The organism is Streptomyces javensis, assembly GCF_039525925.1.
Taxonomy (GTDB): domain Bacteria; phylum Actinomycetota; class Actinomycetes; order Streptomycetales; family Streptomycetaceae; genus Streptomyces; species Streptomyces asiaticus.
This window is the reverse complement of record NZ_BAAAIF010000070.1, coordinates 1-24,648: the sequence shown is the minus strand read 5'-3', so window position 1 is coordinate 24,648 and position 24,648 is coordinate 1. Positions and strand designations below refer to the sequence as shown.

Sequence of the window (24,648 nt, the reverse complement as noted above, 5' to 3'; positions counted from 1 at the left end):
AGTCGGTGCCGGAGGTGGTGCCGAATGAACGCCCGAGGAGCGCTGGGCCGCTACGGCGAGGATGTGGCGGTCCGCACATTGGCGGAAGCCGGGATGACCGTCCTGGAGCGCAATTGGCGATGCCGGGACGGCGAGATCGACATCCTCGCGCTCGACGCGGGGGCGCTGGTGGTGTGCGAGGTCAAGACGCGCCGTGAGGGTGGTTACGAGCATCCGATGGCGGCCGTCGGACCGGACAAGACCGAGCGGCTGCGGTGGCTGGCGGAGCGCTGGCTGGAGCGGCACGGCGGGCCGCCGCCCGGCGGGGTGCGGATCGATGTGGTGGGGGTGGTGTTACCCCGCCGGGGCGCGCCCGTGGTCGAGCATGTGCGAGGGGTGGCCTGATGGGGTTCGCCCGCACCTGCTCGGTGGCGCTGGTCGGGGTCGAGGGCGTGGTGGTGGAGGTCCAGGCCGATCTGGAGCCGGGAGTGGCCGCGTTCACCCTGGTCGGGCTGCCCGACAAGAGCCTGGTGGAGAGCCGGGACCGGGTCCGCGCGGCCGTGGTCAATTCCGGCGGCGAATGGCCGCAGAAGAAGCTCACGGTCGGGCTCAGCCCGGCATCCGTCCCCAAGGGCGGCAGCGGCTTCGACCTGGCCGTGGCCTGTGCGGTGCTCGGCGCGGCCGAGCGCGTGGACCCTCGGGAGATCGCCGATCTGATGATGATCGGGGAGCTGGGGCTTGACGGCCGGGTGCGGCCGGTCCGCGGGGTGCTGCCCGCCGTGCTCGCCGCCTCCGAGGCGGGCTACCGCCAGGTCGTGGTCCCCGAGCAGACGGCGGCGGAGGCGGCCCTGGTGCCGGGCGTCTCGGTGCTGGGTGTACGGAGCCTGCGCCAGCTGATCGCGGTGTTGACGGACGAGCCGGTGCCCGAGGAGGAGGAGCCCCAGGAACTGGGCCGCCCCGATCCGATGCTGGCGGGGCTCACCGTGCCCGGCGCCGGTATGGGCACCGGTGTGGCCGCTGTGCCCGGGGTCGGGGCGGGGCGGCCCGATCTGGCCGAGGTCGCCGGGCAGCGCGCCGCGCGCACCGCCCTGGAGGTCGCGGCCGCGGGCGGGCACCACCTCTTCCTGAACGGGCCTCCGGGCGCCGGGAAGACCATGCTGGCCGAGCGGCTGCCCGGGCTGCTGCCGCCGCTCACCCAGCAGGAGGCCCTGGAGGTCACCGCGGTCCATTCGGTCGCCGGGGTCCTCCCGCCGGGCCAGCCCCTGGTGGAGACCCCGCCGTACTGCGCCCCGCACCACTCGGCGACCATGGCCGCGCTCGTCGGCGGGGGCAATGGCCTGCCCAGGCCCGGCGCGGTCTCGCTCGCCCACCGTGGAGTGCTCTTCCTGGACGAGGCTCCCGAGTTCAGCGGGAAGGCGCTGGACGCCCTCCGGCAGCCCCTGGAATCGGGGCATGTGGTGGTCGCCCGGTCCGCCGGGATGATGCGGATGCCGGCGCGCTTCCTGCTGATGCTCGCGGCCAACCCCTGTCCCTGTGGGCGCCATGGTCTGATGGGCGACGTCTGCGAATGCTTGCCCGCCACGGTCCGCCGCTATCAGGCACGGCTGTCCGGACCGCTGCTGGACCGGGTGGACCTGCGGGTCCGCGTCGAGGCGGTGAGCCGGAACGAGCTCACCGGGGCGCTGGCCGGGGCGGAGAGCAGCGCGTCCGTCGCGGCACGCGTCCGGGAGGCCCGGGAGCGGTCCGCCGCCCGCCTCCAGGGCACCCCCTGGCGGCTGAACAGCGAGGTGCCGGGCCATGAGCTGCGCACCCGCTGGCAGCCGTCCCCCGGTGCGCTGCGCGAGGCCGAGCGCGACATGGAGCGCGGGCTGCTCACCGCCCGGGGGCTCGACCGGGTGCTGAGGGTCGCCTGGACCGTCGCCGACCTGGCCGGGCACGACCGGCCCATGGCGCCGGACATCGCCCAGGCGCTCCAGCTGCGCACCGGGGTCAGCCGCGGGGTGCCGGTCCCGGCGGGGGAGTGCTGATGCCGGCTCCTTCGGCGGACGGCCTCGGCGCCGTCCCCGCCCCGTTCTCCGGGCCTGGGCAGGGGCAGGGCGGCTGGGACGAGGGACAGGCGCTCCCGGAGGGGCGGGGCGTCCCGGACGCGGGGCAGGGGCTCTCCGCGGGTCGGGCCACCCCGGACGAGGGGCAGGGGCCGCCCGAGCGGCGGGCCACCCCGGACGAGGGGCAGGAGCGCCTCGAAGAGCAGGGCGCACTGGACGAAGGACGGGGACTGACCGAGCGGCGGGGCGCTCCGGACGAGGAGCGGCTGGCGCGGGCGGCGCTCACCCGGCTCGTGGAGCCCGGGGACGAGGCCGTGGGGCGCTGGCTGCGCCGTATGGGGCCGGTCGCGCTGTGGCGGGCGCTCACCGGGAAGGGCAAGCCCCCGCCCGGGGCCACCGGGGAGCGGCTGGCCGGATGCGCCCTCCGGGCGGCCGGGGTGGATCCGGTCACCGACCTCGCGCTGATCGCCGGGTGCGGCGGACGGTTCATCTGCCCCGGGGACCTGGACTGGCCCGGTCAGCTCGATGATCTCGGTGACGCTCGCCCGGTCGGGCTATGGGTGCGCGGCGCGGCCGACCTGCGGATGTGGGCGCTGCGCTCGGTCGCCGTGGTCGGCGCGCGGGCTTGCAGCGACTACGGCGCGCATGTCGCGGCGTCCCTCGGCGCCGGGCTCGCCGAGCGCGGCTGGGTGGTCGTCTCCGGGGCGGCCCACGGCGTGGACGGCGCGGCTCACCGAGGGGCGCTCGCCGCGGGCGGGGCCACCATCGCGGTGCTGGCCTCCGGTGTGGACGTCCCCTATCCGCGAGCGCACGCCGAGTTGATCGAGCGCATGGCGGAACAAGGCCTGGTGCTGGCCGAGTTGCCGCCCGGAGCGCATCCGACGCGCCCCAGATTCGTGCTCCGCAACCGGGTCATCGCCGCCCTCACCCGCGGCACGGTCGTGGTAGAGGCCCAGTACCGCAGCGGATCGCTGGTCACCGCGCGCCGGGCACAACAGCTCGGGCGGTCCACCATGGGGGTGCCCGGACCGGTGACCAGCGGGCTCTCGGCCGGGGTGCATGAACTCCTGCGCGGCGAGGCCGTCCTGGTCACCGACGCGGCCGAAGTGGCCGAGCTCATCGGCGGCATCGGAGACCTCGCCCCGGAGCGGCGGGGGCCGCTGGTCGAGCGGGACCTGCTCGATCCCGTGACGGCACGGGTGCTGGAAGCGTTGTCGGCACGGGGCGGCAACCACCTGCGGGATGTGGCCCGGGAATCCGGGACCGGCTGCGACGAGGCCCTGGGCCGGCTTCATGAACTGCTCGCCCTGGGCTTTGTCGAACGTCATGGCGATCGATGGGAGTTGGTCCCGCCCGTGCGCCGGAGCGACAGCGCACGGCGAGGCGATCCCCCGAATCGGGGCAATCGGGTGAAAGGGTTGAGGCGATGACCGTATCCGCACACCGCCGAGCCGACGCCCTTCGCATACCGCGACGCCTTAGTCACGCTACGCTCACAAGGTTTCCGGCGGAAGCGTACGTCCTCACCCATGTCATGGCAGAACGGCTCAAGGCGACGAATGCCCCAGCACATCTCCGGGTCTGACAGCGCGGCGCCGCCCGCGGCCCGCGGCGCGGTGCACCCTGCCGCGCCCTCATCGCTCGACGAGCTGTGGCGGTCGTACAAGACCACGGGCGACGGCCGGCTGCGGGAGCAGCTGATCCTGCACTACTCACCGCTGGTGAAGTATGTGGCCGGCCGGGTCAGTGTCGGGCTGCCCTCCAATGTCGAGCAGGCGGACTTCGTCTCGTCCGGGGTCTTCGGACTCATCGACGCCATCGAGAAGTTCGACCCCGAGCGCGCCATCAAGTTCGAGACCTACGCGATCACCCGGATCCGCGGCGCGATGATCGACGAGTTGCGGGCCCTGGACTGGATCCCGCGGTCGGTCCGCCAGAAGGCCCGGGCCGTGGAGCGGGCGTACGCCACGCTCGAGGCGCAGCTGCGCCGTACCCCCTCGGAGGCCGAGGTGGCCACCGAGATGAGCATCAGCCTCGAGGAACTGCACGGCGTCTTCAGCCAGTTGTCGCTCGCCAATGTGGTCGCCCTGGAGGAGCTGCTGCACGTCGGAGGCGAGGGCGGCGACCGGCTCAGCCTCATGGACACCCTCGAGGACACCGCGGCGGACAACCCGGTCGAGGTGGCCGAGGACCGGGAGCTGCGGCGGCTGCTCGCCCGGGCGATCAACACCCTCCCGGAGCGGGAGAAGACCGTGGTCACGCTCTACTACTACGAGGGGCTCACGCTCGCCGAGATCGGCCAGGTGCTCGGCGTCACCGAGAGCCGGGTCAGCCAGATCCACACCAAATCGGTGCTCCAGCTGCGGGCGAAACTCGCCGACGTCGGGCGCTGAATCGTCCCTCCGGCATCGCCCTCGGGGCGGCCTCTTCCGTAGAGTGGTCGGGTGCCCAGGATTCGAGCGGCCTCAGTGGCCGAGCACCGGACGATGCAGCGCGCGGCCCTGCTGGAGGCCGCCCGCACCCTGCTCTCCGAGGGTGGCACGGAGGCGCTGACCTTCCCCGCCCTCGCCGAGCGCACGGGACTCGCACGGTCCTCCGTCTATGAGTACTTCCGCTCCCGCGCCGCCGTGGTCGAGGAGCTGTGCGCCGTGGACTTCCCGGTCTGGGCCGCCGAGGTCGAGGCCGCCATGGAGCGGGCCGACGGGTCCGAGGCGAAGATCGAGGCGTATGTCCGCCGGCAGCTCGCGCTCGTCGGCGACCGCCGGCACCGTGCGGTGGTGGCGATCTCCGCCGGTGAGCTGGACGCGGGCGCGCGGGAGAAGATCCGGGCGGCCCACGGCGGGCTGATCGCCATGGTGGTCGCGGCCCTCGCGACCCTCGGGCATGAGCAGCCCCGGCTCTCGGCCGTGCTGCTCCAGGGCGTCGTGGACGCCGCGGTCCGCCGCATCGAGCTCGGCGCGGCCGAAGACCCCGAGCGGATCACCGAGGCGGCTGTCGCCATGGCCCTGCGCGGCGTCCGGGGCTGACCGCCCGGCCCTTCAGCCGACCCCACCGGGCGCGTGATCGGGCGTGTGCGAGGCCCGACCCGGACGGCTGGACGGCCTGCCCCAGCGGGCGCGCGGAGGCGCGGCCCGGACGACCGGGCGACCCAGGGCGATCCGGACCGACCCGGGCGACCCAGCCGGATCCGGGCCCAGAGGGATGCCGCCACCAGCGCCGCGGCCGTCGGCAGCCGGGTGTCCCCGGCGGGGGAGGCGAGCGCGGAGAGCGTGGGCGCGTCGCGCACCCCGAACACCGGGAGCAGCCGGGACGGCCCGCCCCGCAGCATCGACGGCGGCAGCAGTGACAGCGGATCGAGATAGCGGTCCGCGCGCCGCAGCCCCCAGTGCAGACAGCCCGACCGGCAGTGGAAGGGGCCCGGCGCCACCACGCCGACCACTTGCCCTGCGGTCACCCGCTCTCCCTTGGCCACCGCGGCGCGCACCGGTTCGTAGGTGGTGCGCAGGGGAGGGGAGCCGGTCCCGGACACCTCGATCACCAGCACACCACGGCCCGCGACCGGGCCCACGAAGCTCACCCGCCCCGGGCCCGCCGCCCGGACCCGCTCGCCCGGGCGCGCCGCGAGGTCGACCCCGCGGTGCCCCGCCGCCCAGGGCGCCGGAGGCGGCCGCCACCCCCTCAGCACGGCAGGCCGCACCGCGCCCGGCACACCGTCCACCGGCCACGACCGCTCCCCACGCGGCCCCGACCGTCCCCCGTCCGGCCTTGACCGTCCCCCGTCCGGTCTTGACCGTCCCCCGCCGGGCCTCGTCCCCGGCTCCGGATCCGGCGCCGCGCGCGGAGTAGGGGTGGCGCGCGGAGTAGGGGCCGCACGCGGATCCACCGCCGCGGCCCGTGCCGCCGGAAGAGGTGGCACCAGAAGAAGGGCCATCGGCACCGGCGGCACCGACAGCGCAAGAGTCACCAGGGCAAGAGCCCACCCCACCACAAGCCTTCGCATGCCCCCACGATGGCCGGGCGGCCCGAAACGGGTGGATCATGGACGGAATCGGGGGACTACTCACGGGTTGTGGATAACGCCGTCACCCGGCACCGTACCGGTCCCGTACACTTCTTATGGCGATCCGGGTCACCGGATCGACTTCGCACGCCCCGCCACCGGTGCTCCGATCGCGCATCGGTCAGCTCGGTGGCCGCGCCCCTCGGTCCTCGGACGACCCCCGAAAGGGCCCCGTCCGTGGCAGGCGCGCCGGGACGTCAGGAGCGGCGGCCGCCCGGCCGCCGTGGAACCGAGTACCTCAAGGAGTACGGCCATGGCCGTCGTCACGATGCGGGAGCTGCTGGAGAGCGGCGTCCACTTCGGGCACCAGACCCGCCGCTGGAACCCGAAGATGAAGCGCTTCATCTTCACCGAGCGCAACGGCATCTACATCATCGACCTGCTCCAGTCGCTGTCGTACATCGACCGCGCCTACGAGTTCGTCAAGGAGACCGTCGCCCACGGCGGCTCCATCATGTTCGTCGGCACCAAGAAGCAGGCGCAGGAGGCCATCGCCGAGCAGGCGACCCGCGTCGGCATGCCGTACGTCAACCAGCGCTGGCTGGGTGGCATGCTCACCAACTTCTCGACCGTCTACAAGCGCCTTCAGCGCCTGAAGGAGCTCGAGCAGATCGACTTCGAGGATGTGGCCGCCTCCGGCCTCACCAAGAAGGAGCTCCTGGTCCTCTCGCGTGAGAAGGCCAAGCTGGAGAAGACCCTCGGCGGTATCCGCGAGATGCAGAAGGTGCCCAGCGCCGTCTGGATCGTGGACACCAAGAAGGAGCACATCGCCGTCGGTGAGGCGCGCAAGCTCCGGATCCCGGTCGTCGCGATCCTCGACACCAACTGCGACCCGGACGAGGTCGACTACAAGATCCCGGGCAACGACGACGCGATCCGCTCCGTCACCCTGCTCACCCGGGTGATCGCCGACGCCGTCGCCGAGGGCCTCATCGCCCGTTCCGGTGTCGCCACCGGTGACGAGAAGGCCGACAAGGCCGCGGGCGAGCCGCTCGCCGAGTGGGAGCGCGACCTGCTCGAGGGCGAGAAGAAGGCCGATGAGGCCGAGGCCGAGGCCAAGCCGGCCGAGGACGCCGCCAAGCCCGCCGAGGCCGCCGCGGACAAGCCCGCCGAGGACGCCGCCAAGCCCGCTGAGGACGCCGAGCCTGCCGAGGCCCCCGCCGCGGGCACCGAGCAGGGCTGACCACTCAGACGTCACTCAGACGGTGTATGACGGCGGGGGACGGTGCCTGTGGCGCCGCCCCCGCCGTTCACCCGTAGAGCTTTCGACTTTCGAGAAGAGATTCACAGATCATGGCGAACTTCACCGCCGCTGACGTCAAGAAGCTCCGTGAGCTGACCGGCGCCGGCATGATGGACTGCAAGAAGGCGCTGGACGAGGCCGAGGGCGTCGTCGACAAGGCCGTCGAGATCCTGCGCGTCAAGGGCCAGAAGGGCGTGGCCAAGCGTGAGGGCCGCAGCGCCGAGAACGGTGCCGTCGTCTCCCTCATCGCGGACGACAAGTCCTCCGGCGTGCTGGTCGAGCTGAAGTGCGAGACCGACTTCGTGGCCAAGGGCGACAAGTTCGTGGCCGTCGCCGACGCCATCGCCGCCCACGTCGCCAAGACCTCCCCGGCCGACCTGGAGGCCCTGCTGGCCTCCGAGATCGAGGCGGGCAAGACCGTCCAGGCGTTCGTCGACGAGGCCAACGCGACCCTCGGCGAGAAGATCGTCCTGGACCGCTTCGCGCAGTTCTCCGGCGGCTTCGTCGCGGCGTACATGCACCGCACCAGCCCGGACCTGCCGCCGCAGGTCGGCGTCCTGGTCGAGCTGGACAAGGAAGACGCCACGGTCGCCAAGGACGTCGCGCAGCACATCGCCGCCTTCGCCCCGAAGTTCCTCACCCGCGACGAGATCCCGGCCGAGACGGTCGAGAACGAGCGCCGGGTCGCCGAGGCCACCGCCCGCGAGGAGGGCAAGCCCGAGGGCGCCCTGCCGAAGATCATCGAGGGTCGTGTCACCGGCTTCTTCAAGGAGAACGTGCTGGTGGACCAGCCGTTCGCCAAGGACAACAAGAAGTCCGTCCAGAAGATCCTGGACGAGGCCGGTGTCTCGCTCAAGCGCTTCGCCCGTTTCCGCGTCGGCGTCTGAGCCGAGCAGCGAATGACCGGCGACCCCGATAGGGTCGTAGGCAGCCAACCGTCGACCGGTCGGCCGCAGATGTGACGAGGAGGCCATTGCCGCAGAGGTCGTAACAGGACCCGTCCGGCAGTGGCCTTCTTCGTATGTGCACGAGGAGATCTCCAATGAATCACGGCGCGGACGCCAAACAGGCCGCCGATGACAAGAAGGCGCACGGCGCGGCCCCACACGGTCGCTTCCTGCTGAAGCTGTCCGGCGAGGCGTTCGCCGGAGGCGGGGGACTCGGTGTCGACCCCGATGTCGTGCACGCCATCGCCCGCGAGGTCGCCGCCGTGGTCAGGGACGGTGCCGAAATCGCCATCGTCATCGGCGGCGGTAACTTCTTCCGCGGTGCGGAGCTACAGCAGCGCGGTATGGACCGGGCCCGCTCGGACTACATGGGCATGCTCGGAACCGTCATGAACTGTCTCGCCCTCCAGGACTTCCTGGAAAAGGAGGGCATCGACTCCCGCGTCCAGACCGCCATCACCATGGGCCAGGTCGCGGAGCCGTACATTCCGCTGCGTGCGGTGCGCCATCTGGAAAAGGGGCGTGTGGTCATCTTCGGCGCGGGTATGGGTATGCCGTACTTCTCCACGGACACCACCGCGGCCCAGCGAGCGCTGGAGATCGACGCGCAGGCCCTGCTCATGGGCAAGAACGGCGTGGACGGGGTCTATGACTCCGACCCCGCCCGCAACCCCGATGCGGTGAAGTTCGACGCCCTGGAGTACGGCGAGGTGATCACCCGGGACCTCAAGGTCGCCGACGCCACCGCGATCACCCTGTGCCGGGACAACAAGCTGCCCATCCTCGTCTTCGAGCTCCTTGCCGAAGGAAACATCGCGCGTGCGGTGAAGGGTGAGAAGATCGGCACGCTGGTGAGCGACCAGGGCTCCCGGGCCTGACGGCTCGAACGGGGGATGGACAACGGCCTGCCGGTCGGACACCGTGCAGGAGAAGACGCACGCAGGGGCGAGGCTCTGCTTACTGATAACACCAGGAGCAAGTGGTGATCGAAGAGACCCTCCTCGAGGCCGAGGAGAAGATGGAGAAAGCCGTTGTGGTCGCCAAGGAGGACTTCGCCGCGATCCGCACCGGGCGTGCGCACCCGGCGATGTTCAACAAGATCGTGGCGGACTACTACGGTGCGCTGACGCCGATCAACCAGCTGGCGTCGTTCTCGGTGCCGGAGCCGCGGATGGCCGTGGTCACGCCGTTCGACAAGACCGCGCTCCGCAACATCGAGCAGGCGATCCGGGACTCCGATCTGGGCGTCAACCCGAGCAATGACGGCAACATCATCCGTGTGGTGTTCCCCGAGCTCACCGAGCAGCGCCGTAAGGAGTTCATCAAGGTAGCCAAGGGCAAGGGCGAGGACGCGAAGATCTCGATCCGCAGCGTCCGCCGCAAGGCCAAGGAGTCCATCGACAAGCTGATCAAGGACGGCGAGGTCGGCGAGGACGAGGGGCGCCGCGCGGAGAAGGAGCTCGACGACACCACGGCGAAGTATGTCGCGCAGGTGGATGAGCTGCTCAAGCACAAGGAAGCCGAGCTGCTCGAGGTCTGATGAACGACTCTTCCTGGGGGGCCCCACCAAGCGCCGGACTCCGGGGACCGGGCGGTCAGGGCACCTCCCCCGGCTATGGCTGGGAGGTGCCCACTTCTTCGGCGGGTCCCGCGCACGAGGTGGGTGAGGCGGCGCAGACTCGCCCCATGCCCACCGTGCCCCACGCAGGCGGCGACTCCGGCGAGGCCGCCGACCGTGACCAGGGGGCCGCTCGGCTGAGCGGCCCCCTCTTCCGCGACGAGCGGGAGCCGCAGCCCGGCCCCCGGCAGCCCGCCGGGCGCCGGCCGACGCCCCCCGACCCCGCGCCCGACCCGGCCTCCGCCGACGGCGCGGGCGCCGGGCAGGGCAAGAAGAGCGCGGGCCGGAATCTGCGGGCCGCGATAGGGGTGGGCATCGGCCTCGGTGTGATCATCTTGGCCTCGCTCTTCATCTACAAGCCCGTGTTCGTCGGCGTGGTGGCGGTCGCGGTGGTGGTCGGGCTCTGGGAGCTGACCTCGCGGCTGACCGAGCGCAAGGACATCCGGGTCCCCCTGGTGCCGCTCGCCGTCGGCGGGGTCGCCATGGTCGTCGCCGGCTATGTGCGCGGCGCCCAGGGCGCGGTGGTGGCGGTCGCCCTCACGGCGCTCGCGGTGCTGGTCTGGCGGATGACCGAGCCGCCCGACAACTACCTCAGGGATGTCACGGCGGGCGTCTTCGCCGCCTTCTACGTGCCGTTTCTGGCCACTTTCGTCGCGCTGATGCTCGACACCGACGACGGCCCGTGGCGGGTCCTGACCTTCCTGCTGCTGACCGTGGTCAGCGACACGGGTGCGTACGCGGTGGGCTGGCGCTTCGGCAAGCATCCGCTGGCCCCGCGCATCAGCCCCGGCAAGACCCGCGAGGGGCTGCTGGGCGCGGTGACCTTCGCGATGGTCGCGGGCGCGCTGTGCATGCAGTACCTCATCGACGACGGCATCTGGTGGCAGGGCCTGCTGCTCGGCCTCGCCGCCGCGGTCAGCGCGACCCTCGGCGACCTCGGCGAATCCATGATCAAGCGCGACCTCGGCATCAAGGACATGGGCAAGCTGCTGCCCGGCCACGGCGGGATCATGGACCGGCTCGACTCGCTGCTGCCCACCGCCCCGGTGGTGTGGCTGCTGCTGGTGATCTTCGTGGGCGGCGGCTGACCACGCCCGCCCACGGGCCCCGCGCCACTCCCGGCGCGGGGCCCTTCGTACGTCTGCGACACTGGGTGAACCATGCCTAAGCCCGGAGAACTCACCTTCGCCGCGCCGCGTGGGGCCAAGAAGCCCCCGCGGCATCTTGCCGACCTCACGCCCACCGAGCGCCGCGAAGCCGTCGCCGCCCTCGGGGAGAAGCCCTTCCGGGCAGGTCAGGTGTCGCGTCACTACTTCGCGCGCTATGCCCACGACCCCGCTCAGTGGACCGACATCCCCGCCGCCGCACGCGAGAAGCTGGCCGCCGGGCTGCTGCCGGATCTGATGAGCGTGGTGCGGCACATCAGCTGTGATGACGACACCACGCGCAAGACGCTGTGGCGGCTGTTCGACGGCACGCTCGTGGAGTCCGTTCTGATGCGCTACCCGGACCGGGTCACCATGTGCATCAGCTCACAGGCGGGCTGCGGGATGAACTGCCCGTTCTGCGCGACCGGGCAGGCGGGGCTGGACCGCAATCTGTCCACCGCCGAGATCGTGCACCAGATCGTGGACGGGATGCGGGCCCTCCGGGACGGGGAGATCCCCGGTGGCCCGGCCCGGCTGTCCAACATCGTCTTCATGGGCATGGGCGAGCCGCTGGCCAACTACAACCGCGTCGTCGGCGCCATCCGCCGGCTCACCGACCCCGAGCCCGACGGCCTCGGCCTGTCGCAGCGCGGGATCACCGTCTCCACCGTCGGCCTCGTCCCGGCGATGCTGCGGTTCGCGGACGAGGGGTTCAAGTGCCGGCTCGCGGTGTCGCTGCACGCGCCCGACGACGAACTGCGCGACACCCTCGTGCCGGTCAACACCCGCTGGAAGGTGCGCGAGGTCCTGGACGCCGCGTGGGAGTACGCGGAGAAGTCCGGCCGCCGGATCTCCATCGAGTACGCGCTGATCAAGGACATCAACGACCAGGCGTGGCGCGCCGATCTGCTCGGCCGGCTGCTCAAGGGCCACCGGGTGCATGTGAACCTCATCCCGCTCAACCCGACGCCCGGCTCCAAGTGGACGGCGTCCCGGCCCGAGGACGAGAAGGCGTTCGTGGCGGCCCTGGAGGCCCATGGGGTGCCGGTGACCGTCCGGGACACCCGGGGCCAGGAGATCGACGGGGCCTGCGGGCAGCTGGCGGCTTCGGAGCGCTGAGCACCGGCTGATACGGTGCCTGGGCATCGTCGCATGATGCGATCGTCATAGAAGTGAACATCCGTACAAGTGAACATTCCGACAGGGGAGCGCTCAGAGCGCTGAGAGTGCGGCACGGCCGCAGACCCTCGGACCTGATCCGGGTCATACCGGCGTAGGGAGTCAACATCACCATGAACAGCCAGCTTCGGCGTGCCATCTCGGCCGCCCTCCTCGGCTCACTGGCCCTGAGCGTGCTCGTCGGCTGCGGCGAGGACGCCAAGAGCGGCTCGGACTCCAAGACGGTCACCCTGGTCACGCATGACTCGTTCGCGGCATCCAAGGCGGTCCTCAAGGAGTTCACCAAGGAGACCGGCTACAAGGTGCGCGTGCAGGCCGGGGGCGACGCCGGAGCCGCCGTCAATCAGGCGATCCTGTCCAAGGGCCACCCCCAGGGCGATGTGTTCTTCGGCGTCGACAACACGCTCCTCTCCCGCGCGCTCGACAACGACCTGTTCACCCCCTACACGGCGAAGGGCCTCGACAAGGTCCCGGCGGACCTTCAGCTCGACCGGTCCGAGCACCGCGTCACCCCCGTCGACTTCGGCGACATCTGCGTCAACTACGACCGGAAGTACTTCGCCGACAAGAAGCTGGCGCCGCCCCGGACGCTGGACGATCTGACCAGGCCCGCCTACAAGAACCTCCTGGTCACCGAGAACGCGGCCACCTCGTCCCCCGGTCTCGGCTTTCTCCTCGCCACGGCCGCGAAGTACGGCGACGACGGCTGGAAGGGCTACTGGAAGAAGCTGCGGGCCAACGGCGTCGAGGTCGTCGACGGCTGGGAGCAGGCGTATGACGACCGGTTCTCCGGCTCGGCAGGCGGCGGCAAGGGCGACCGGCCGCTCGTCGTCTCCTACGCGTCCAGCCCGCCCGCCGAGGTGGCCGACACCAAGAGCAAGCCCGCGAAGGCCCCCACCGGGGTGGCGACGGGCACCTGCTTCCGGCAGGTGGAGTTCGCCGGGCTGCTGAACGGCGCGGGCAACACCAAGGGCGGCAAGGCGCTGCTGGACTTCCTGCTGAGCAAGCGGTTCCAGGAGGACGTCCCGCTGAACATGTACGTCAACCCGGCCCGCGAGGACGCCAAGCTGCCGGAGCTGTTCACCCGATACGGGGTCAGGATCGGCGACTCGGCCACCCTGGCGCCGCAGAAGATCGCCAAGAACCGCGAGTCGTGGGTCAAGACATGGTCCTCGCTGGTCCTGTAGAGCCCCGCGAGAACCGTAAGACGGCCGACGGCCACCGTAAGGCCGACAGGGCGGACCGGGGAGGGCGTCGCGCGACCACCCTCCGGCTCGCTCTGATGGCGGTGCCGCTCGCCTTCTTCGCGGTCTTCTTCGCCTATCCCGTGGCCGCCATCATCACCCGGGGGCTGCGTGTCGACGGGCGGTGGAGGTTCGGCCGGATCGCCGAGGTGTTGACCGATCCGGCGACGCTGGACGTCCTGTGGTTCACCTGCTGGCAGGCGGTCGCGTCGACCGCCCTCACGCTCGCGGTGGCGCTGCCCGGCGCCTATGTCTTCGCCCGCTTCGACTTCCCCGGCAAGGGGCTGCTGCGGGCCGTGGTGACCGTGCCGTTCGTCCTGCCGACCGTCGTCGCCGGATCGGCCTTCCTGGCCCTGCTCGGCCGGGGCGGGCTGCTGGACGAGCTGTGGGGGGTGCGGCTCGACACCTCCGTATGGGCGATCCTCCTGGCCCATGTCTTCTTCAACTACGCGGTCGTCGTCCGGACCGTGGGCGGGCTGTGGGCCCAGCTCGACCCGCGCCAGGAGGAGGCCGCGCGGGTGCTCGGCGCGAGCCGGCTCTCGGCCTGGCGCCGGGTGACGCTGCCCGCGCTGGCCCCCGCCGTGGCCGCCGCCGCGCTGATGGTGTTCCTGTTCACCTTCACCTCCTTCGGCGTGATCCAGATCCTGGGCGGCCCCCGCTACGCCACCCTGGAGGTGGCGATCTACCGGGAGACCGCGCAACTGCTCGACCTCCCCACGGCCGCGGTGCTGACCCTCGTCCAGTTCGCCGCTGTCGCGGCCGTGTTGGCGCTGCACGCGTGGACCGTAAGGCGACGCGAGAGCGCCCTGCGGCTCGTCGACCCGGGCCGCACCGCGCGCCGCCCGAAGGGCCCGGCCCAGTGGGCGCTGCTGTGGGGCGTGCTGGCGGTGGTAGCGCTGCTGATCGTGACCCCGCTCGCGGTGCTGGCGGAGCGTTCGCTGAACGGACCGGACGGCTACGGCTTCACCTACTACGAGGCGCTGCGGTCCTCCGCCGACAGCGGGGGCACCTTCTTCGTGGCGCCCATGGAGGCCGTCGGGAACTCCCTGCGGTACGCGGCGGTCGCCACCGTCTTCGCCCTCGTCGTGGGCGGTCTCGCCGCCGCCGCGCTCACCCGTAGGGCGGGCAGGCTGGTGCGGGGCTTCGACGCGCTGCTGATGCTGCCGCTGGGCACCTCGGCCGTCACCGTGGGATTCGGCTTCCTGATCGCCCTGGACGAGCCCCCGCTGGATCTGCGCGCCTCCTGGGTCCTGGTGCCGCTCGCCCAGGCCCTGGTGGGCGTGCCCTTCGTCGTACGGACCATGCTGCCGGTGCTGCGGGCGGTGGACCACCGGCTCCGGGAGGCGGCGGCCGTGCTCGGGGCGTCACCGTGGCGGGTATGGCGGGAGGTGGACCTGCCGCTGGTCGGACGGGCCGTGGCGGTCGCGGCGGGCTTCGCGTTCGCCGTGTCCCTGGGTGAGTTCGGGGCGACGGTCTTCATCGCGCGTCCCGACCACCCGACCCTCCCGGTGGCCATCGCCCGCTTCCTGGGCCGGGCCGGACAGCTCACCTACGGGCAGGCGATGGCCCTGAGCACGATCCTGATGCTGGTCTGCGCCGGATCGCTGCTGGCGCTCGAGCGCATCCGCACCGACCGTTCCGGAGAGTTCTGAATGACGCTGCTGCGACTGGACGAGGTGACCGTAAGGTTCGGCCGGCGCGACGCGCTGGACGCCGTGGACCTGGAGGTCGCCGAGCACGAGACGGTCTGTGTGCTGGGCCCGAGCGGAAGCGGTAAGTCCACCATGCTGCGCGTGGTGGCCGGGCTACAGCGCCCCGACACCGGCCGGGTGTCGCTCGCCGGACGCGACCAGAGCGGGGTGCCCACACACCGGCGCGGGGTGGGGCTGATGTTCCAGGACCACCAGCTGTTCCCGCAGCGGGACGTGGGCGGCAATGTCGCCTTCGGGCTGCGGATGCGCAAGGTGGGCCGCGCGGAGGCGGACCGCCGGGTCGCCGAACTGCTGGAGCTGGTGGGGCTGCCGGGCGCCCAGCGCCGCTCCGTCGACTCGCTCTCCGGGGGTGAGCAGCAGCGGGTGGCACTCGCCCGCGCGCTGGCCCCGCGGCCCAAGCTGCTGATGCTGGACGAGCCGCTGGGCCAGCTCGACCGGGGGCTGCGGGAGCGGCTGGTGGTGGAGTTGCGCGAGCTCTTCGAACGGCTGGGGACCACCGTCCTCGCGGTCACCCACGACCAGGGGGAGGCGTTCGCGCTCGCGGACCGGGTGGTGGTGATGGAGAACGGCCGGATCGCCCAGACCGGCACCCCGCTGGAGGTGTGGCAGCGGCCCGCCACCGAGTTCGTCGCCCGCTTCCTCGGGTTCGACAATGTGGTCGGGGCGATTGTGCACGGCGATGTCGCCGACACCGTATGGGGCAAGCTGCCCGTGCCGCCCGGCTCCCGGCCGGGCGCCGGCAGGCTGCTGGTCCGCCCGGCCGGGGTACGGCTGACGGACCCCGAGGAGGGGCTGGCGTGCACTGTGGCGGCACGCACTTTCCGCGGCGACCATGTGGCGCTCATCCTGCGGCTGTCGGACCCGGCCGCGCCGCATCTGGAGGCGTCCTGCGCCCTGCGGGACGCACCGGAGGCGGGGGCCAGGGTCGGCGCGGCCATCGACCCGGCGGACGTGGTGCTCCTGGACCCCGAGCCCTGACGCCGGGGCCCCTCGCCTCCCCTGGTATTCGGCGCCTGCCCTGGAGCGCGGCGCTCCCTTGACGTCGGCTCAGCCCAGCATCGACAGCAGCGCCTCGGGCGCCTCGTCCACCGAGTCCACCAGGGCGATACGGGCCTTCATGGACCGTCCCTCCGCGAGCGCTTCGAGCAGCGGCCAGGTCGGCAGCCGCCGGGTCCAGTGGTCGCGGTCCACCAGCACCATCGGGGTCGGCTCACCGCGCGACTCGTAGTAGTTCGGCGTCGCGTTGTCGAAGATCTCCTGGACGGTCCCGGCGGCGCCGGGCAGGAAGACCACACCCGCGGTCGAGCGCGCCAGCAGCCCGTCCTCGCGAGTGGCGTTGGCGAAGTACTTGGCGATGTGCGAGGCGAACGCGTTCGGCGGCTCATGCCCGTAGAACCAGGTGGGGATGCCGACCGACGCCCCGCCGTCCGGCCAGCGCTCGCGCACCGCGAAGGCGGCCTCTGCCCAGGCCCCGATGGACGGCCGGAAGGAGGGCGTCTTGCCGAGCAGTTCGAGCGCCTCGTCCAGCACCGCGTCGTCGTGCGGGGCCGCGTAGGCGCCGAGGTTCGCGGCCTCCATCGCGCCCGGCCCACCGCCCGTCGCGACCGTGAGACCGGTCCGCGCCAGGGCCCGGCCGAGCCGTGCGGCCCCCGCGAATCCGTCGGAGCCGCGTTCCAGCGCGTGGCCACCCATGACGCCCACCACCCGCGTCCCGACGAGGAATTCGTCGAGCGCGTCGGAGACCGCGTCGTCGTGGATGGAGCGCAGCATCGAGGCGAAGATGTCGCCGTCGGTCTTGGTCCGCTGGAACCAGGCGTAGGCGAGCGCGTCCGGCGTCCGCACGTAACCGTGTTCGGTGAGGCCTTCGAAGAGCTCCGCGGGGGAGTAGAGGGTGCCGCGGTACGGATCGAACGGCAGGTCCGGCACCGGCGGGAACACCAGCGCGCCCCCGGCCCGGACCTTCGCCGCGGCCTCGGTCTCCATCGGGCAGCCGAGGAAGACTGACTCGCTGGTGTCGGTGGAGAGGAGCGCGGCCGTACGGCCTGTCAGGTCCACGGACTGGACCCGGAACCCGGCCAGGGTGCCGCGGGCGACGACCTGGTCGAACTCCTCGATGGACTCTATTTCCCGGTCTGGTTCCTGCACGCCGACATGCTAATCACACCGGAGGTAGGGGGCTGTGGATTGTGGCAATCGTGACCGGGCCGCCTGGCCGCACAATCCAGGCATGAACACCGACACCCGGGATTTTCAGCGGTGGAACGGCATCGCCGTGAGATGCGCCACCACCCACACCAGCGGCACCAGGAGCGCCAGCAGGGCCGCCGCGCGCAGCGCGGCCGCCCCGCGGAGCAGCCGGGCCGGGGCGCCGAGGCGGACCAGAGCGGCCGTCGTGCGCTCGCGCGCGCTCCTCGCTTCCACGACCGCGGTCAGGGTCGTGGCCGCCGCGCACAGCGTGACCAGGGCCGCGCCCAGACCCGTGAGCGGGCCGAAGGCATGGGCGCCGGACGGCCCGGAGGCCCTTCCGTACAGTTCGAGGACGGTGAATCCGGCGGCGACCAGGGCACAGAGCGCGCCGACCGGGCGTCCGATCAGCCCGGCCTCCTGCTGGAGCATCCGCCCGGCCAGCAGCCGCAGCACGCCAGGCCGCCCGACGGCCAGCAGCCTGCCGCACAGATGGGTGAGGCCGGGCCCGGCCAGCACCAGCCCGAGCGCCGCCAGAGCCCAGCCGCCCACCACACCGGGCGGGTTGCCGCCGAGCCGGCCAGGCACGGCGAGCAGGGCGTCGGGGAGCGGGGGCGCGTTACCGCTCGCGTACGCCTGTAGGGCGAGTCCGGCCGCGGTCAGGGCGATGCCCCAGGGAAGTCCTGAGGTGGCCTGGTGCGGCCGGGGTGCGATCGGCCCCGTCACGACGGTGGGTCGGGCCGGGGCAGCGGGGCGGCGGGTGCCGCGTGGTCCGCGGACCGGCTGGTGGACCGCCCTCGGCTGCCGGGGCCACAGCCCGGCCGCACACGCGGCGCCCACCACCAGGGGGACGACGGCGAGCAGCGTGACCGTACCGGCCAAGGGCAGCGGACGACCGCCGCCGAGCTGCCGGCCGGCCGCTCCGCTTCCGGCCCAGTCCAGCCAGGAGGCCCCGAGATCGCCGCGCAGAAGCAGGAAGACCAGCAGCGCCAGCACCCCGCCGAGGGCGGAGGAGGCCGCCATCGAGGCCGCCGCGAGCAGCGCCGCCCGGGCCGGGCCGACTCCGGCCGCCGCGAAACCGGGGCCAGGTCCGGTGCTGGGGTCGGCGCGGCCCACGGCGATGGCCAGCTGGACGGTCGCGGCCAGCGGTACAAGACACCACAGCAGCCGCCCCACCGCGCCCTGTGAGTCGTCCGGATGGCCCGAGGCGAACCCGAGGGCGCTCAGCAGCAGAAAGCTCGCGCCCGCCGCCGCGACGGTGACCAGCGACCGCCGCAGCAGCACCGACGGGCGGGCGCCGCGGGCTAGGCGGAGGCTGAGCACGCGGCCCTGCCTTCCGCCTCGGAGGGGTCCGAGCCCACCCGGCGCCCGTCGAGCAGGGCGACGGTGTGGTCGGCGAGGGTGGCCATCTCCTGGTCGTGCGTCGCGAGGACCACGGTGATGCCGTGGGAGCGGGCCGCCGAGGTGAGGGCGCGCAGCACCTGGGCGCGATCGGTCTGGTGCAGCGGGGCGGTGGGCTCGTCGGCGAAGAGCACGCCGGGCCCGGCGGCCAGCGCGCGGGCGAGCGCGACTCGCTGGCGCTGCGACTGGAGCAGTGCGGCGGGCCGTGCCCGGGCACACTCGCCGACGTCGAGCCGGTCCAGCCATTCGCATGCGGCGCTCTTCGCGGCGCGCCGCCCGGTGCCGCGCAGCATCAGGGCGAGCGCGGCGTTCTCCCAGGCGGTGAGCTCGGGGACGAGCTGGGGTTCGGTGCCGATCCAGCCGAAGTGCTCGCGCCGCAGCCGTTCGAGGCCGAGTGGAGGGAGGGAGTGCACGGGGACGCCCTTGAACCACACCTCCCCACTGTCCGGCACGAGTTGGCCCGCCAGACAGGAGAGGAGGGTGGTCTTGCCACAGCCGCGCGGACCGGTGACGGCGACGATCTCACCCTTCCGGGCGCCGAGGGAGACCCCGGTGAGGGCGGGCGAGCCGCCGTAGGCGTACGACACGGTGCGTGCCGCGAGCATGTCGTCGTCCGGCGGAGCCACCATCCCGAGCACCTCGCCTTACCTGCGACCGTCTCATTCCCCCGGTTGGGTGAACGAGCGCGGAGCCAATGGGTCACTGGCACGGTAAGGACTCGGGTGGGGGCCCGCGCCCAGGCTCGGCGCGGGTGGCCCCCATTTCCTCCGATCAGCCCTGATCGGGGGTCGGGCTCCGATCAGGGCTGATCGGGACCGGGGCCGCCGTCCGGACCGGAGCCGCCGGTGGGAGCGGGGCCGCCGTCGGCGAGCCGGTCGAGGTGGGTGGGCGCGAACATCCGCAGCAGCGCGGGCAGTACCACGACCGACGGCCCGGGGGCCGCGAGGGCGTCGGCGAGGTCCGCGCGCAGCCGCTCGGGTGTCGTACGGACCGCCGGAACGCCGAATGACTCGGCCAGCGCGACGAAGTCCGGGCGGGAGAGCTCGGTGGCGGTCGCCTCGCCGAACGTGTCCGTCATGTACTCGCGCAGGATGCCGTAGCCGCCGTCGTCCACGATCAGCCAGGTGATGGGGAGTTGGTACTGATGGGCGGTCGCGAGTTCGGCGATCGAGTACATGGCACCGCCGTCGCCCGACACGGCCAGCACCGGCCGGTCGCGGTCCGCGGCGGCGGCTCCGAGGGCGGCCGGGAAGCCGTAGCCGAGGCCGCCCGCGCCCTGGGCCGAGTGCAGGGCGCCCGCACGCGGATCGAAGGCGGACCAGGCCCAGTAGGCGAGGATCGTCATGTCCCAGAAGCTGGGGGAGTCATCGGGCAGCGCGTCCCGCACCGCCCCCAGCACCCGCCGCTCCAGCTCCACGTCCTGTGCGTCGATCCGCTCCCGCACCCGGGTGAGCAGCCCGGCCGCGGCCTTGGCCGCCGTTCCCGGCGGGCGGGGCGTGACGGTCCCGGCGAGGGCGGCCAGCGCCTCGCGGGCGTCGGCGTGGATGCCGAGCGCCGGGTGGTTGGACTCCAGCTTGCCGAGGTCGGCCTCGATCTGGACGAGACGGCCGCGCGGACGGAACGTGTGGTAGTTGGAGGAGAGTTCACCGAGTCCGGAGCCGACAACCAGCAGGACGTCGGCGTCCTCCAGGAACTCGGTGGTGTGCGCGTCCTCCAGCCAGGACTGGAGCGAGAGCGGATGATCCCACGGAAACGCGCCCTTGCCGCCGAAGGTCGTCGCCACGGGCGCGTCCAGCGTCTCGGCCAGCGCCCGCAGCTCCTCCCGTGCCCCGGCGCGCACCACTCCGCCCCCGGCCAGGATCACCGGACGCTCGGCGGTGTTCAGCAGCCTGGCGGCCTCCGCCGTCAGCTCGGGCCGGGGCGGCAGCGGCCGGGGCTCGGCCCGCAGGGAGGTCACCGGCGGCACGGAGACCGGTGCGAGCAGCACGTCCTGCGGAATCTCCAGCCACACCGGCCCGGCGGGGGCCTCCAGCGCGGACGCCCAGGCGGCGGCGACCGCGGAGGGGATCTGGGAGGCGGTACGGACCGTGTGGACGGACTTCACTACATCGCGGAACGACGCCTTCTGGTCCACGAGTTCATGGAGGTAGCCCTTGCGCCCGCCGCCGAGCCCCGCCGTGGGCACCTGGCTGCCGATGGCGAGGACCGGCGCGGAGGCCGCCGCCGACTCCTGGAGCGCGGCGAGCGTCATGAGCGCCCCCGGCCCGGTGGACACCAGCAGCGGCGCGACCGTGCCGGTGACACGCGCGAAGGCGTCGGCGGCGAACCCGGCGTTGTTCTCCACCCGCAGCCCCACATAGGTGAGCCCGGACCGCCGCAGCGCGTCGAACGCCCCGAGAGCGTGCTGTCCGGGAAGCCCGAACACGGTGCTCGCCCCGAGCGCGGTGAGGGACTCCACGACGAGATCGCCGCCGTGACGCGCGCGCTGTGCGGTGGGCATGGGTTTGGTGCCTTTCTGACGAGGTGTATCGAGGAGAGCGAGCGTGGGCCGGTGTCAGGCGCCCGCGGTGGCCGGACTGGTGGTTTCCGAGGTGGGTGTGGCGGGCTCACCGGCCAGCCGTCGCCGCCAGACGTCCAGGATCGCCGCGTCGGTCGGCTTGGTGGCGAGGCTGACCGCGACATACGCCACCAGCGAGGCCAGCAGCCCGAAGTAGATGGGTTCGTTGGCCAGGATGCCCTTCCACCCCATCAGCGCGATGACCGTAAGGCCGCCGACACCGACCGAGGCCAGCGCGCCCGCGCCCGTGCCGCGCTTCCACAGCAGCCCGCCCAGGATCGGCATCAGCAACCCGCCGACCAGCATGTTGTAGGCGACGGTCAGCGCCTCGACGACATCGTTGAGCACCACGGAGATGCCGATCACGGCGACGCCCATGATCAGGATGAAGACGCGGTTGCCGCCGATCTCGTCATGGGAGGCACCGGCCGTACGGAGCGTACGGCCGCGCATTCGGGCCCAGATGTCGTTGTTGGCCACCGTGGCGCAGGCGATCAGCGCACCCGAGGAAGTGGACATCACCGCGGACAGCGCGGCGGCCAGCACCAGCCCCTTCACGCCCACCGGGAGCGCGTCCTTGACGATGGTCGCGAACGCGTCGTCCGGGGCGCCCAGCTTGGGGTACAGCACCCTGGCCGCCGTGCCGATGACCGCGCCCGCGACCGCGTAGGCCAGGCAGTACGTACCGGCCGCGGTGCCGCCGAGGCGGGCGACCCGGTCATCGCGCGCGGTGAAGACCCGCTGCCAGATGTCCTGGCCGATCAGCATGCCGAAGGAGTAGATCAGCACATAGGTGAAGACGGTCTGGCCGCCGATGCCCATGGGGGAGAAGTAGCCGTGCGGGAGTTCGGCCTTCATCGCGTCGAAGCCACCCGCCTTCACCACCGCGATCGGCAGCAGCAGGAGCAGCACGCCCACCGTCTTGACCACGAACTGCACCATGTCGGTGAGGGTGATCGACCACATGCCGCCGAGCGTCGAGTAACAGACCACGATCGCCCCGCCGAGCACGATGGCGACGACCCGGTCCAGTCCGAAGATCACGTCGAAGATGGTGGCGTAGGCGATGGTCGAGGTGACCGCGAGCATCAGGGTGTAAGCCCACATCACGATGCCCGAGATCAGCCCGGAGGAGCCGCCGTAGCGCAGGTCCAGCATCTGGCTGACCGTGTAGACCTTGAGCCGGGCGATGCGCGCGGAGAAGAAGACCGACAGCGCCAGCAGCCCGAGGCCGATGGCGATGACCATCCAGGCGCCGGAGAGCCCGTACTGATAGCCGAGCCCGACACCGCCGATGGTGGACGCGCCGCCGAGCACGATCGCGGCCATCGTCCCGGAGTACATCAGCGGCCCCAGCCGCCGCCCCGCGACCAGGAAGTCGCTGGTGGAACTGGTGCGGCGCATCCCCCACCAGCCGAGCGCGAGCATGCCCGCGAGATAGACGACGATCACGGTGTAGTCGACAGCGGTCATGGCGGTGCTCCTCGGTCCGGCGGGGGTCGGCTGGCGGTCGGGAGGTCGGGACGTCGGGCGGGCGGGGACGCACGGGATCGGGGAGGTCCCGGCGATCCGCGGGGATCGAGCCCCGGGGGGAGTGTGGGGAAAGTGGGGAGTGACGGAGACCCTAGGTGTCGCCGAAGCGTCCGGGAAGTGTACGTTTCCTCCACTCCCGATCCCCGGGATGTACGAACCATCCCCTCGCGAGGCTCGCCGTGATGAACGACCGCGTCCCCCCGACGGCCCCCGTCCCGCTCTCCACCCTCCTTCGCCACCCCGCCCTCGGCTTGCGGCAGGTGGCGGGCAGGCGCGAGACGGACACGCCCGTGTACTTCGTCCACACCAGCGAGATGGAGGACCCCGTCCCGTATCTGCTGGGCGGAGAGCTGCTGCTCAGTGCGGGGGTGCACTGCCCGGAGGCGGCGGGCGCGGGCACCTACTGGGACCGCTATGTGGCCCGTACGGTCCAGGCGGGCGCGGCGGCGCTCGGCTTTGGCATCGCGCCGGTGCACGACACGGTGCCCCGTGCGCTGGCCGAGGCGTGCGACCGGCACGGGCTGCCGCTGGTGGAGGTGGACCGGCACACGACCTTCACGGCCGTGGCGAGCGCCGTATGGGACGCGATGGCCGAGCGCCGCCACCATGAGCTGCGGAGCCTCACCGAGGCGCAGCAGTCACTGGCGACGGCCGCGGCGCGCCCGCACCCCGTACCGGCCGTGCTGCGCCAGCTCAGCCAGCACCTCGGGGCGTGGACGGTGCTCTACGGCCCGGCCGGTCCGGACGCGCCGGACGGTGCGGAACTGGTGGCCGCCGGGCCGCGGCCGCCCCGCGAGGCCCGTAAGGCGCTCGGCGCGCTCGCGGCGCGGCTGCGCTCGGGCCCGTCCTCGGCGGCGCGCAGGGCGAGCGGCCCGAACGGTGAGCAGCTGCTGCTGACCGCGTACGGGCTGGGCGGCCCGGCGGGGCCGGAGGTCCGGCTCGCGCTCGGCGTCGGTCCCCCGCGGCGGGACGGGGCGGACGGGGCGATCGTGGGGGTGGCCGTGGTGCTGCTGTCGCTGCTGACGGCGCGGCGGGTGGTCGGGGCCGAGGCCGAGCGCACATCGGCGCTGGTGCGACTGATGCTCGGCGCCGAACCGGCGCGGGTGGCGGCGCTGTTGAGTCCCTCGCCGGGACAGTCGGGGGCGCCGGGGCAGTCGGGACAGTCGGGGGCGCCGGGGCAGTCGGGACAGTCGGGGGCGCCGGGGCAGTCGGGGCAATCGGGGGCTCCGGGGCAGCCGGGGGCCCCGGGCCAGCAGGGTCAGCGGGGTCAGTCGGGACAATCAGGGGCCCCGGGCCAGCAGGGTCAGCGGGGTCAGTCGGGACAATCAGGGGCGCCGGGACAGCCAGGGGCGCCGGGACAGCCAGGGGCGCCGGGACAGCTGGGACGACCGGGGACCCCGGGCCAGCCGGGTCAACCGGGACGATCGGGGACGCCGGAACAGCCAGGGCAGTCGGGGGCACTCGGGCAGCTCGGTCTGCCGGGGACGTCCTCCGAGCCCTCGGAGGACGGCGGGCTCTGGACCGTGGTGCACGGGCGGCGGCGCGGCCGCGGCCGGGACGACGGGCTGCTGGCCACGGCGGCGCTCGCGGCCGGGCTCGGGACGCCGCTGGTCGACCTCGACGGGGACGCGCTGAGCGCCCTCGTTCCGGGCGAGGGGGAGGTACGGGCCCAGCCCGGCTGGACCCTCGGCGTCGGGGCGCCCGTACCGGCCGCCGACCTGACCCGCGGCGCCGCCGACGCCGCCCGTGCGCTGCGGCGGGCCGTCGCCGAGCGGGTGCCGCTGGTGCGGGACGGCCC

General features: G+C 72.8%; 20 protein-coding genes, 1 pseudogene and 1 riboswitch. Of the genes and pseudogenes, 15 read left to right on the top strand and 6 right to left on the bottom strand.

Annotated elements, in window-relative coordinates; genetic code table 11:
• Positions 1-24: 24 nt before the first annotated feature.
• From ABD329_RS38835 to ABD329_RS38815, 5 genes are all read left to right on the top strand, one after another.
• Positions 25-384 carry a YraN family protein gene (locus tag ABD329_RS38835; protein ID WP_198278299.1) on the top strand — a complete coding sequence of 120 codons (360 nt, stop codon included), beginning with the start codon at positions 25-27 and terminating at the stop codon, positions 382-384.
• Positions 384-2,006, top strand: a complete 1,623-nt coding sequence (locus ABD329_RS38830) for a YifB family Mg chelatase-like AAA ATPase (RefSeq protein WP_198278298.1) — start codon at positions 384-386, stop codon at positions 2,004-2,006. Before ABD329_RS38835 ends, ABD329_RS38830 begins: the two co-directional genes overlap by 1 nt.
• Positions 2,006-3,454 (top strand): DNA-processing protein DprA, encoded by a 1,449-nt coding sequence (gene dprA / locus ABD329_RS38825; protein ID WP_344317609.1) that lies wholly within the window; start codon positions 2,006-2,008, stop codon positions 3,452-3,454. Before ABD329_RS38830 ends, dprA begins: the two co-directional genes overlap by 1 nt.
• Before the next feature lie 129 nt (positions 3,455-3,583).
• On the top strand, positions 3,584-4,417 hold the full coding sequence (whiG, locus tag ABD329_RS38820; RefSeq protein WP_020868137.1) for an RNA polymerase sigma factor WhiG: 834 nt from the start codon (positions 3,584-3,586) through the stop codon (positions 4,415-4,417).
• A 93-nt stretch (positions 4,418-4,510) separates the two neighbouring features.
• Entirely contained in the window at positions 4,511-5,050 is a 540-nt protein-coding gene (locus ABD329_RS38815) for a TetR/AcrR family transcriptional regulator (protein WP_198281856.1), read from the top strand.
• 383 nt (positions 5,051-5,433) lie between these two features.
• Here ABD329_RS38815 and ABD329_RS38810 read toward each other — a convergent pair.
• A pseudogene (locus ABD329_RS38810) lies at positions 5,434-5,955 on the bottom strand (murein hydrolase activator EnvC family protein); the annotation flags it as partial.
• Positions 5,956-6,337: 382 nt separating this feature from the next.
• On the opposite strand from ABD329_RS38810, the gene rpsB reads away from it, so the two are divergent.
• The 9 genes from rpsB (at position 6,338) to ABD329_RS38765 (ending at position 16,153) form a co-directional block, all read left to right on the top strand.
• Complete coding sequence (rpsB, locus tag ABD329_RS38805; RefSeq protein WP_198277893.1) at positions 6,338-7,267, top strand: 30S ribosomal protein S2; 930 nt, start codon at positions 6,338-6,340, stop codon at positions 7,265-7,267.
• Positions 7,268-7,377: 110 nt separating this feature from the next.
• Complete coding sequence (tsf, locus tag ABD329_RS38800; RefSeq protein WP_138917305.1) at positions 7,378-8,214, top strand: translation elongation factor Ts; 837 nt, start codon at positions 7,378-7,380, stop codon at positions 8,212-8,214.
• 155 nt (positions 8,215-8,369) lie between these two features.
• On the top strand, positions 8,370-9,152 hold the full coding sequence (gene pyrH, locus ABD329_RS38795; RefSeq protein WP_020868133.1) for a UMP kinase: 783 nt from the start codon (positions 8,370-8,372) through the stop codon (positions 9,150-9,152).
• Between the two features lie 104 nt (positions 9,153-9,256).
• Complete coding sequence (gene frr, locus ABD329_RS38790; RefSeq protein WP_044569540.1) at positions 9,257-9,814, top strand: ribosome recycling factor; 558 nt, start codon at positions 9,257-9,259, stop codon at positions 9,812-9,814.
• Positions 9,814-10,980 (top strand): phosphatidate cytidylyltransferase, encoded by a 1,167-nt coding sequence (locus ABD329_RS38785; protein ID WP_198277892.1) that lies wholly within the window; start codon positions 9,814-9,816, stop codon positions 10,978-10,980. Before frr ends, ABD329_RS38785 begins: the two co-directional genes overlap by 1 nt.
• 72 nt (positions 10,981-11,052) lie before the next feature.
• Positions 11,053-12,159: a dual-specificity RNA methyltransferase RlmN gene (gene rlmN / locus ABD329_RS38780; RefSeq protein WP_198277891.1), complete on the top strand. Its 1,107-nt coding sequence runs from the start codon at positions 11,053-11,055 to the stop codon at positions 12,157-12,159.
• A 73-nt stretch (positions 12,160-12,232) separates the two neighbouring features.
• Positions 12,233-12,337, top strand: a riboswitch (TPP riboswitch).
• Entirely contained in the window at positions 12,333-13,406 is a 1,074-nt protein-coding gene (locus ABD329_RS38775) for a thiamine ABC transporter substrate-binding protein (RefSeq protein WP_198277890.1), read from the top strand. (Overlaps the previous riboswitch by 5 nt.)
• Before the next feature lie 95 nt (positions 13,407-13,501).
• Positions 13,502-15,115: an ABC transporter permease gene (locus tag ABD329_RS38770; protein WP_198277889.1), complete on the top strand. Its 1,614-nt coding sequence runs from the start codon at positions 13,502-13,504 to the stop codon at positions 15,113-15,115.
• Entirely contained in the window at positions 15,116-16,153 is a 1,038-nt protein-coding gene (locus ABD329_RS38765; RefSeq protein ID WP_198277888.1) for an ABC transporter ATP-binding protein, read from the top strand.
• A 69-nt stretch (positions 16,154-16,222) separates the two neighbouring features.
• Here ABD329_RS38765 and ABD329_RS38760 read toward each other — a convergent pair whose 3' ends face one another.
• From ABD329_RS38760 to ABD329_RS38740, 5 genes are all read right to left on the bottom strand, one after another.
• The gene (locus ABD329_RS38760) at positions 16,223-17,320 is read right to left on the bottom strand and encodes an LOG family protein (RefSeq protein ID WP_198277887.1); all 1,098 of its coding nucleotides are present in this window, start codon (positions 17,318-17,320) and stop codon (positions 16,223-16,225) included.
• A 105-nt stretch (positions 17,321-17,425) separates the two neighbouring features.
• A complete protein-coding gene (locus ABD329_RS38755; RefSeq protein WP_198277886.1) occupies positions 17,426-18,682 on the bottom strand; it encodes a hypothetical protein in 1,257 nt (418 codons plus the stop codon).
• Positions 18,664-19,389: an ABC transporter ATP-binding protein gene (locus tag ABD329_RS38750; protein WP_198277885.1), complete on the bottom strand. Its 726-nt coding sequence runs from the start codon at positions 19,387-19,389 to the stop codon at positions 18,664-18,666. Before ABD329_RS38750 ends, ABD329_RS38755 begins: the two co-directional genes overlap by 19 nt.
• A 170-nt stretch (positions 19,390-19,559) precedes the next feature.
• Positions 19,560-21,260 (bottom strand): thiamine pyrophosphate-binding protein, encoded by a 1,701-nt coding sequence (locus tag ABD329_RS38745; RefSeq protein ID WP_198277884.1) that lies wholly within the window; start codon positions 21,258-21,260, stop codon positions 19,560-19,562.
• A 54-nt stretch (positions 21,261-21,314) separates the two neighbouring features.
• Entirely contained in the window at positions 21,315-22,790 is a 1,476-nt protein-coding gene (locus ABD329_RS38740) for a sodium:solute symporter family protein (RefSeq protein ID WP_198277883.1), read from the bottom strand.
• 242 nt (positions 22,791-23,032) lie between these two features.
• On the opposite strand from ABD329_RS38740, the gene ABD329_RS38735 reads away from it, so the two are divergent.
• Positions 23,033-24,648, top strand: a 1,616-nt coding sequence (locus ABD329_RS38735; RefSeq protein WP_344317607.1) for a PucR family transcriptional regulator ligand-binding domain-containing protein, incomplete at its 3' end; no start/stop codon positions are given.

What these genes read in the sequence shown, in the direction of transcription:
- ABD329_RS38745 (WP_198277884.1), bottom strand. Translation starts at nt 21,260, where the DNA reads ATGCCCACCGCACAGCGCGCGCGTCACGGCGGCGATCTCGTCGTGGAG.
- ABD329_RS38835 (WP_198278299.1), top strand. Translation starts at nt 25, where the DNA reads ATGAACGCCCGAGGAGCGCTGGGCCGCTACGGCGAGGATGTGGCGGTC.
- tsf (WP_138917305.1), top strand. Translation starts at nt 7,378, where the DNA reads ATGGCGAACTTCACCGCCGCTGACGTCAAGAAGCTCCGTGAGCTGACC.
- ABD329_RS38765 (WP_198277888.1), top strand. Translation starts at nt 15,116, where the DNA reads ATGACGCTGCTGCGACTGGACGAGGTGACCGTAAGGTTCGGCCGGCGC.
- whiG (WP_020868137.1), top strand. Translation starts at nt 3,584, where the DNA reads ATGCCCCAGCACATCTCCGGGTCTGACAGCGCGGCGCCGCCCGCGGCC.
- ABD329_RS38775 (WP_198277890.1), top strand. Translation starts at nt 12,333, where the DNA reads ATGAACAGCCAGCTTCGGCGTGCCATCTCGGCCGCCCTCCTCGGCTCA.
- ABD329_RS38770 (WP_198277889.1), top strand. Translation starts at nt 13,502, where the DNA reads ATGGCGGTGCCGCTCGCCTTCTTCGCGGTCTTCTTCGCCTATCCCGTG.
- dprA (WP_344317609.1), top strand. Translation starts at nt 2,006, where the DNA reads ATGCCGGCTCCTTCGGCGGACGGCCTCGGCGCCGTCCCCGCCCCGTTC.
- ABD329_RS38830 (WP_198278298.1), top strand. Translation starts at nt 384, where the DNA reads ATGGGGTTCGCCCGCACCTGCTCGGTGGCGCTGGTCGGGGTCGAGGGC.
- pyrH (WP_020868133.1), top strand. Translation starts at nt 8,370, where the DNA reads ATGAATCACGGCGCGGACGCCAAACAGGCCGCCGATGACAAGAAGGCG.
- ABD329_RS38750 (WP_198277885.1), bottom strand. Translation starts at nt 19,389, where the DNA reads ATGGTGGCTCCGCCGGACGACGACATGCTCGCGGCACGCACCGTGTCG.
- rpsB (WP_198277893.1), top strand. Translation starts at nt 6,338, where the DNA reads ATGGCCGTCGTCACGATGCGGGAGCTGCTGGAGAGCGGCGTCCACTTC.
- ABD329_RS38815 (WP_198281856.1), top strand. Translation starts at nt 4,511, where the DNA reads ATGCAGCGCGCGGCCCTGCTGGAGGCCGCCCGCACCCTGCTCTCCGAG.
- ABD329_RS38740 (WP_198277883.1), bottom strand. Translation starts at nt 22,790, where the DNA reads ATGACCGCTGTCGACTACACCGTGATCGTCGTCTATCTCGCGGGCATG.
- rlmN (WP_198277891.1), top strand. Translation starts at nt 11,053, where the DNA reads ATGCCTAAGCCCGGAGAACTCACCTTCGCCGCGCCGCGTGGGGCCAAG.
- ABD329_RS38785 (WP_198277892.1), top strand. Translation starts at nt 9,814, where the DNA reads ATGAACGACTCTTCCTGGGGGGCCCCACCAAGCGCCGGACTCCGGGGA.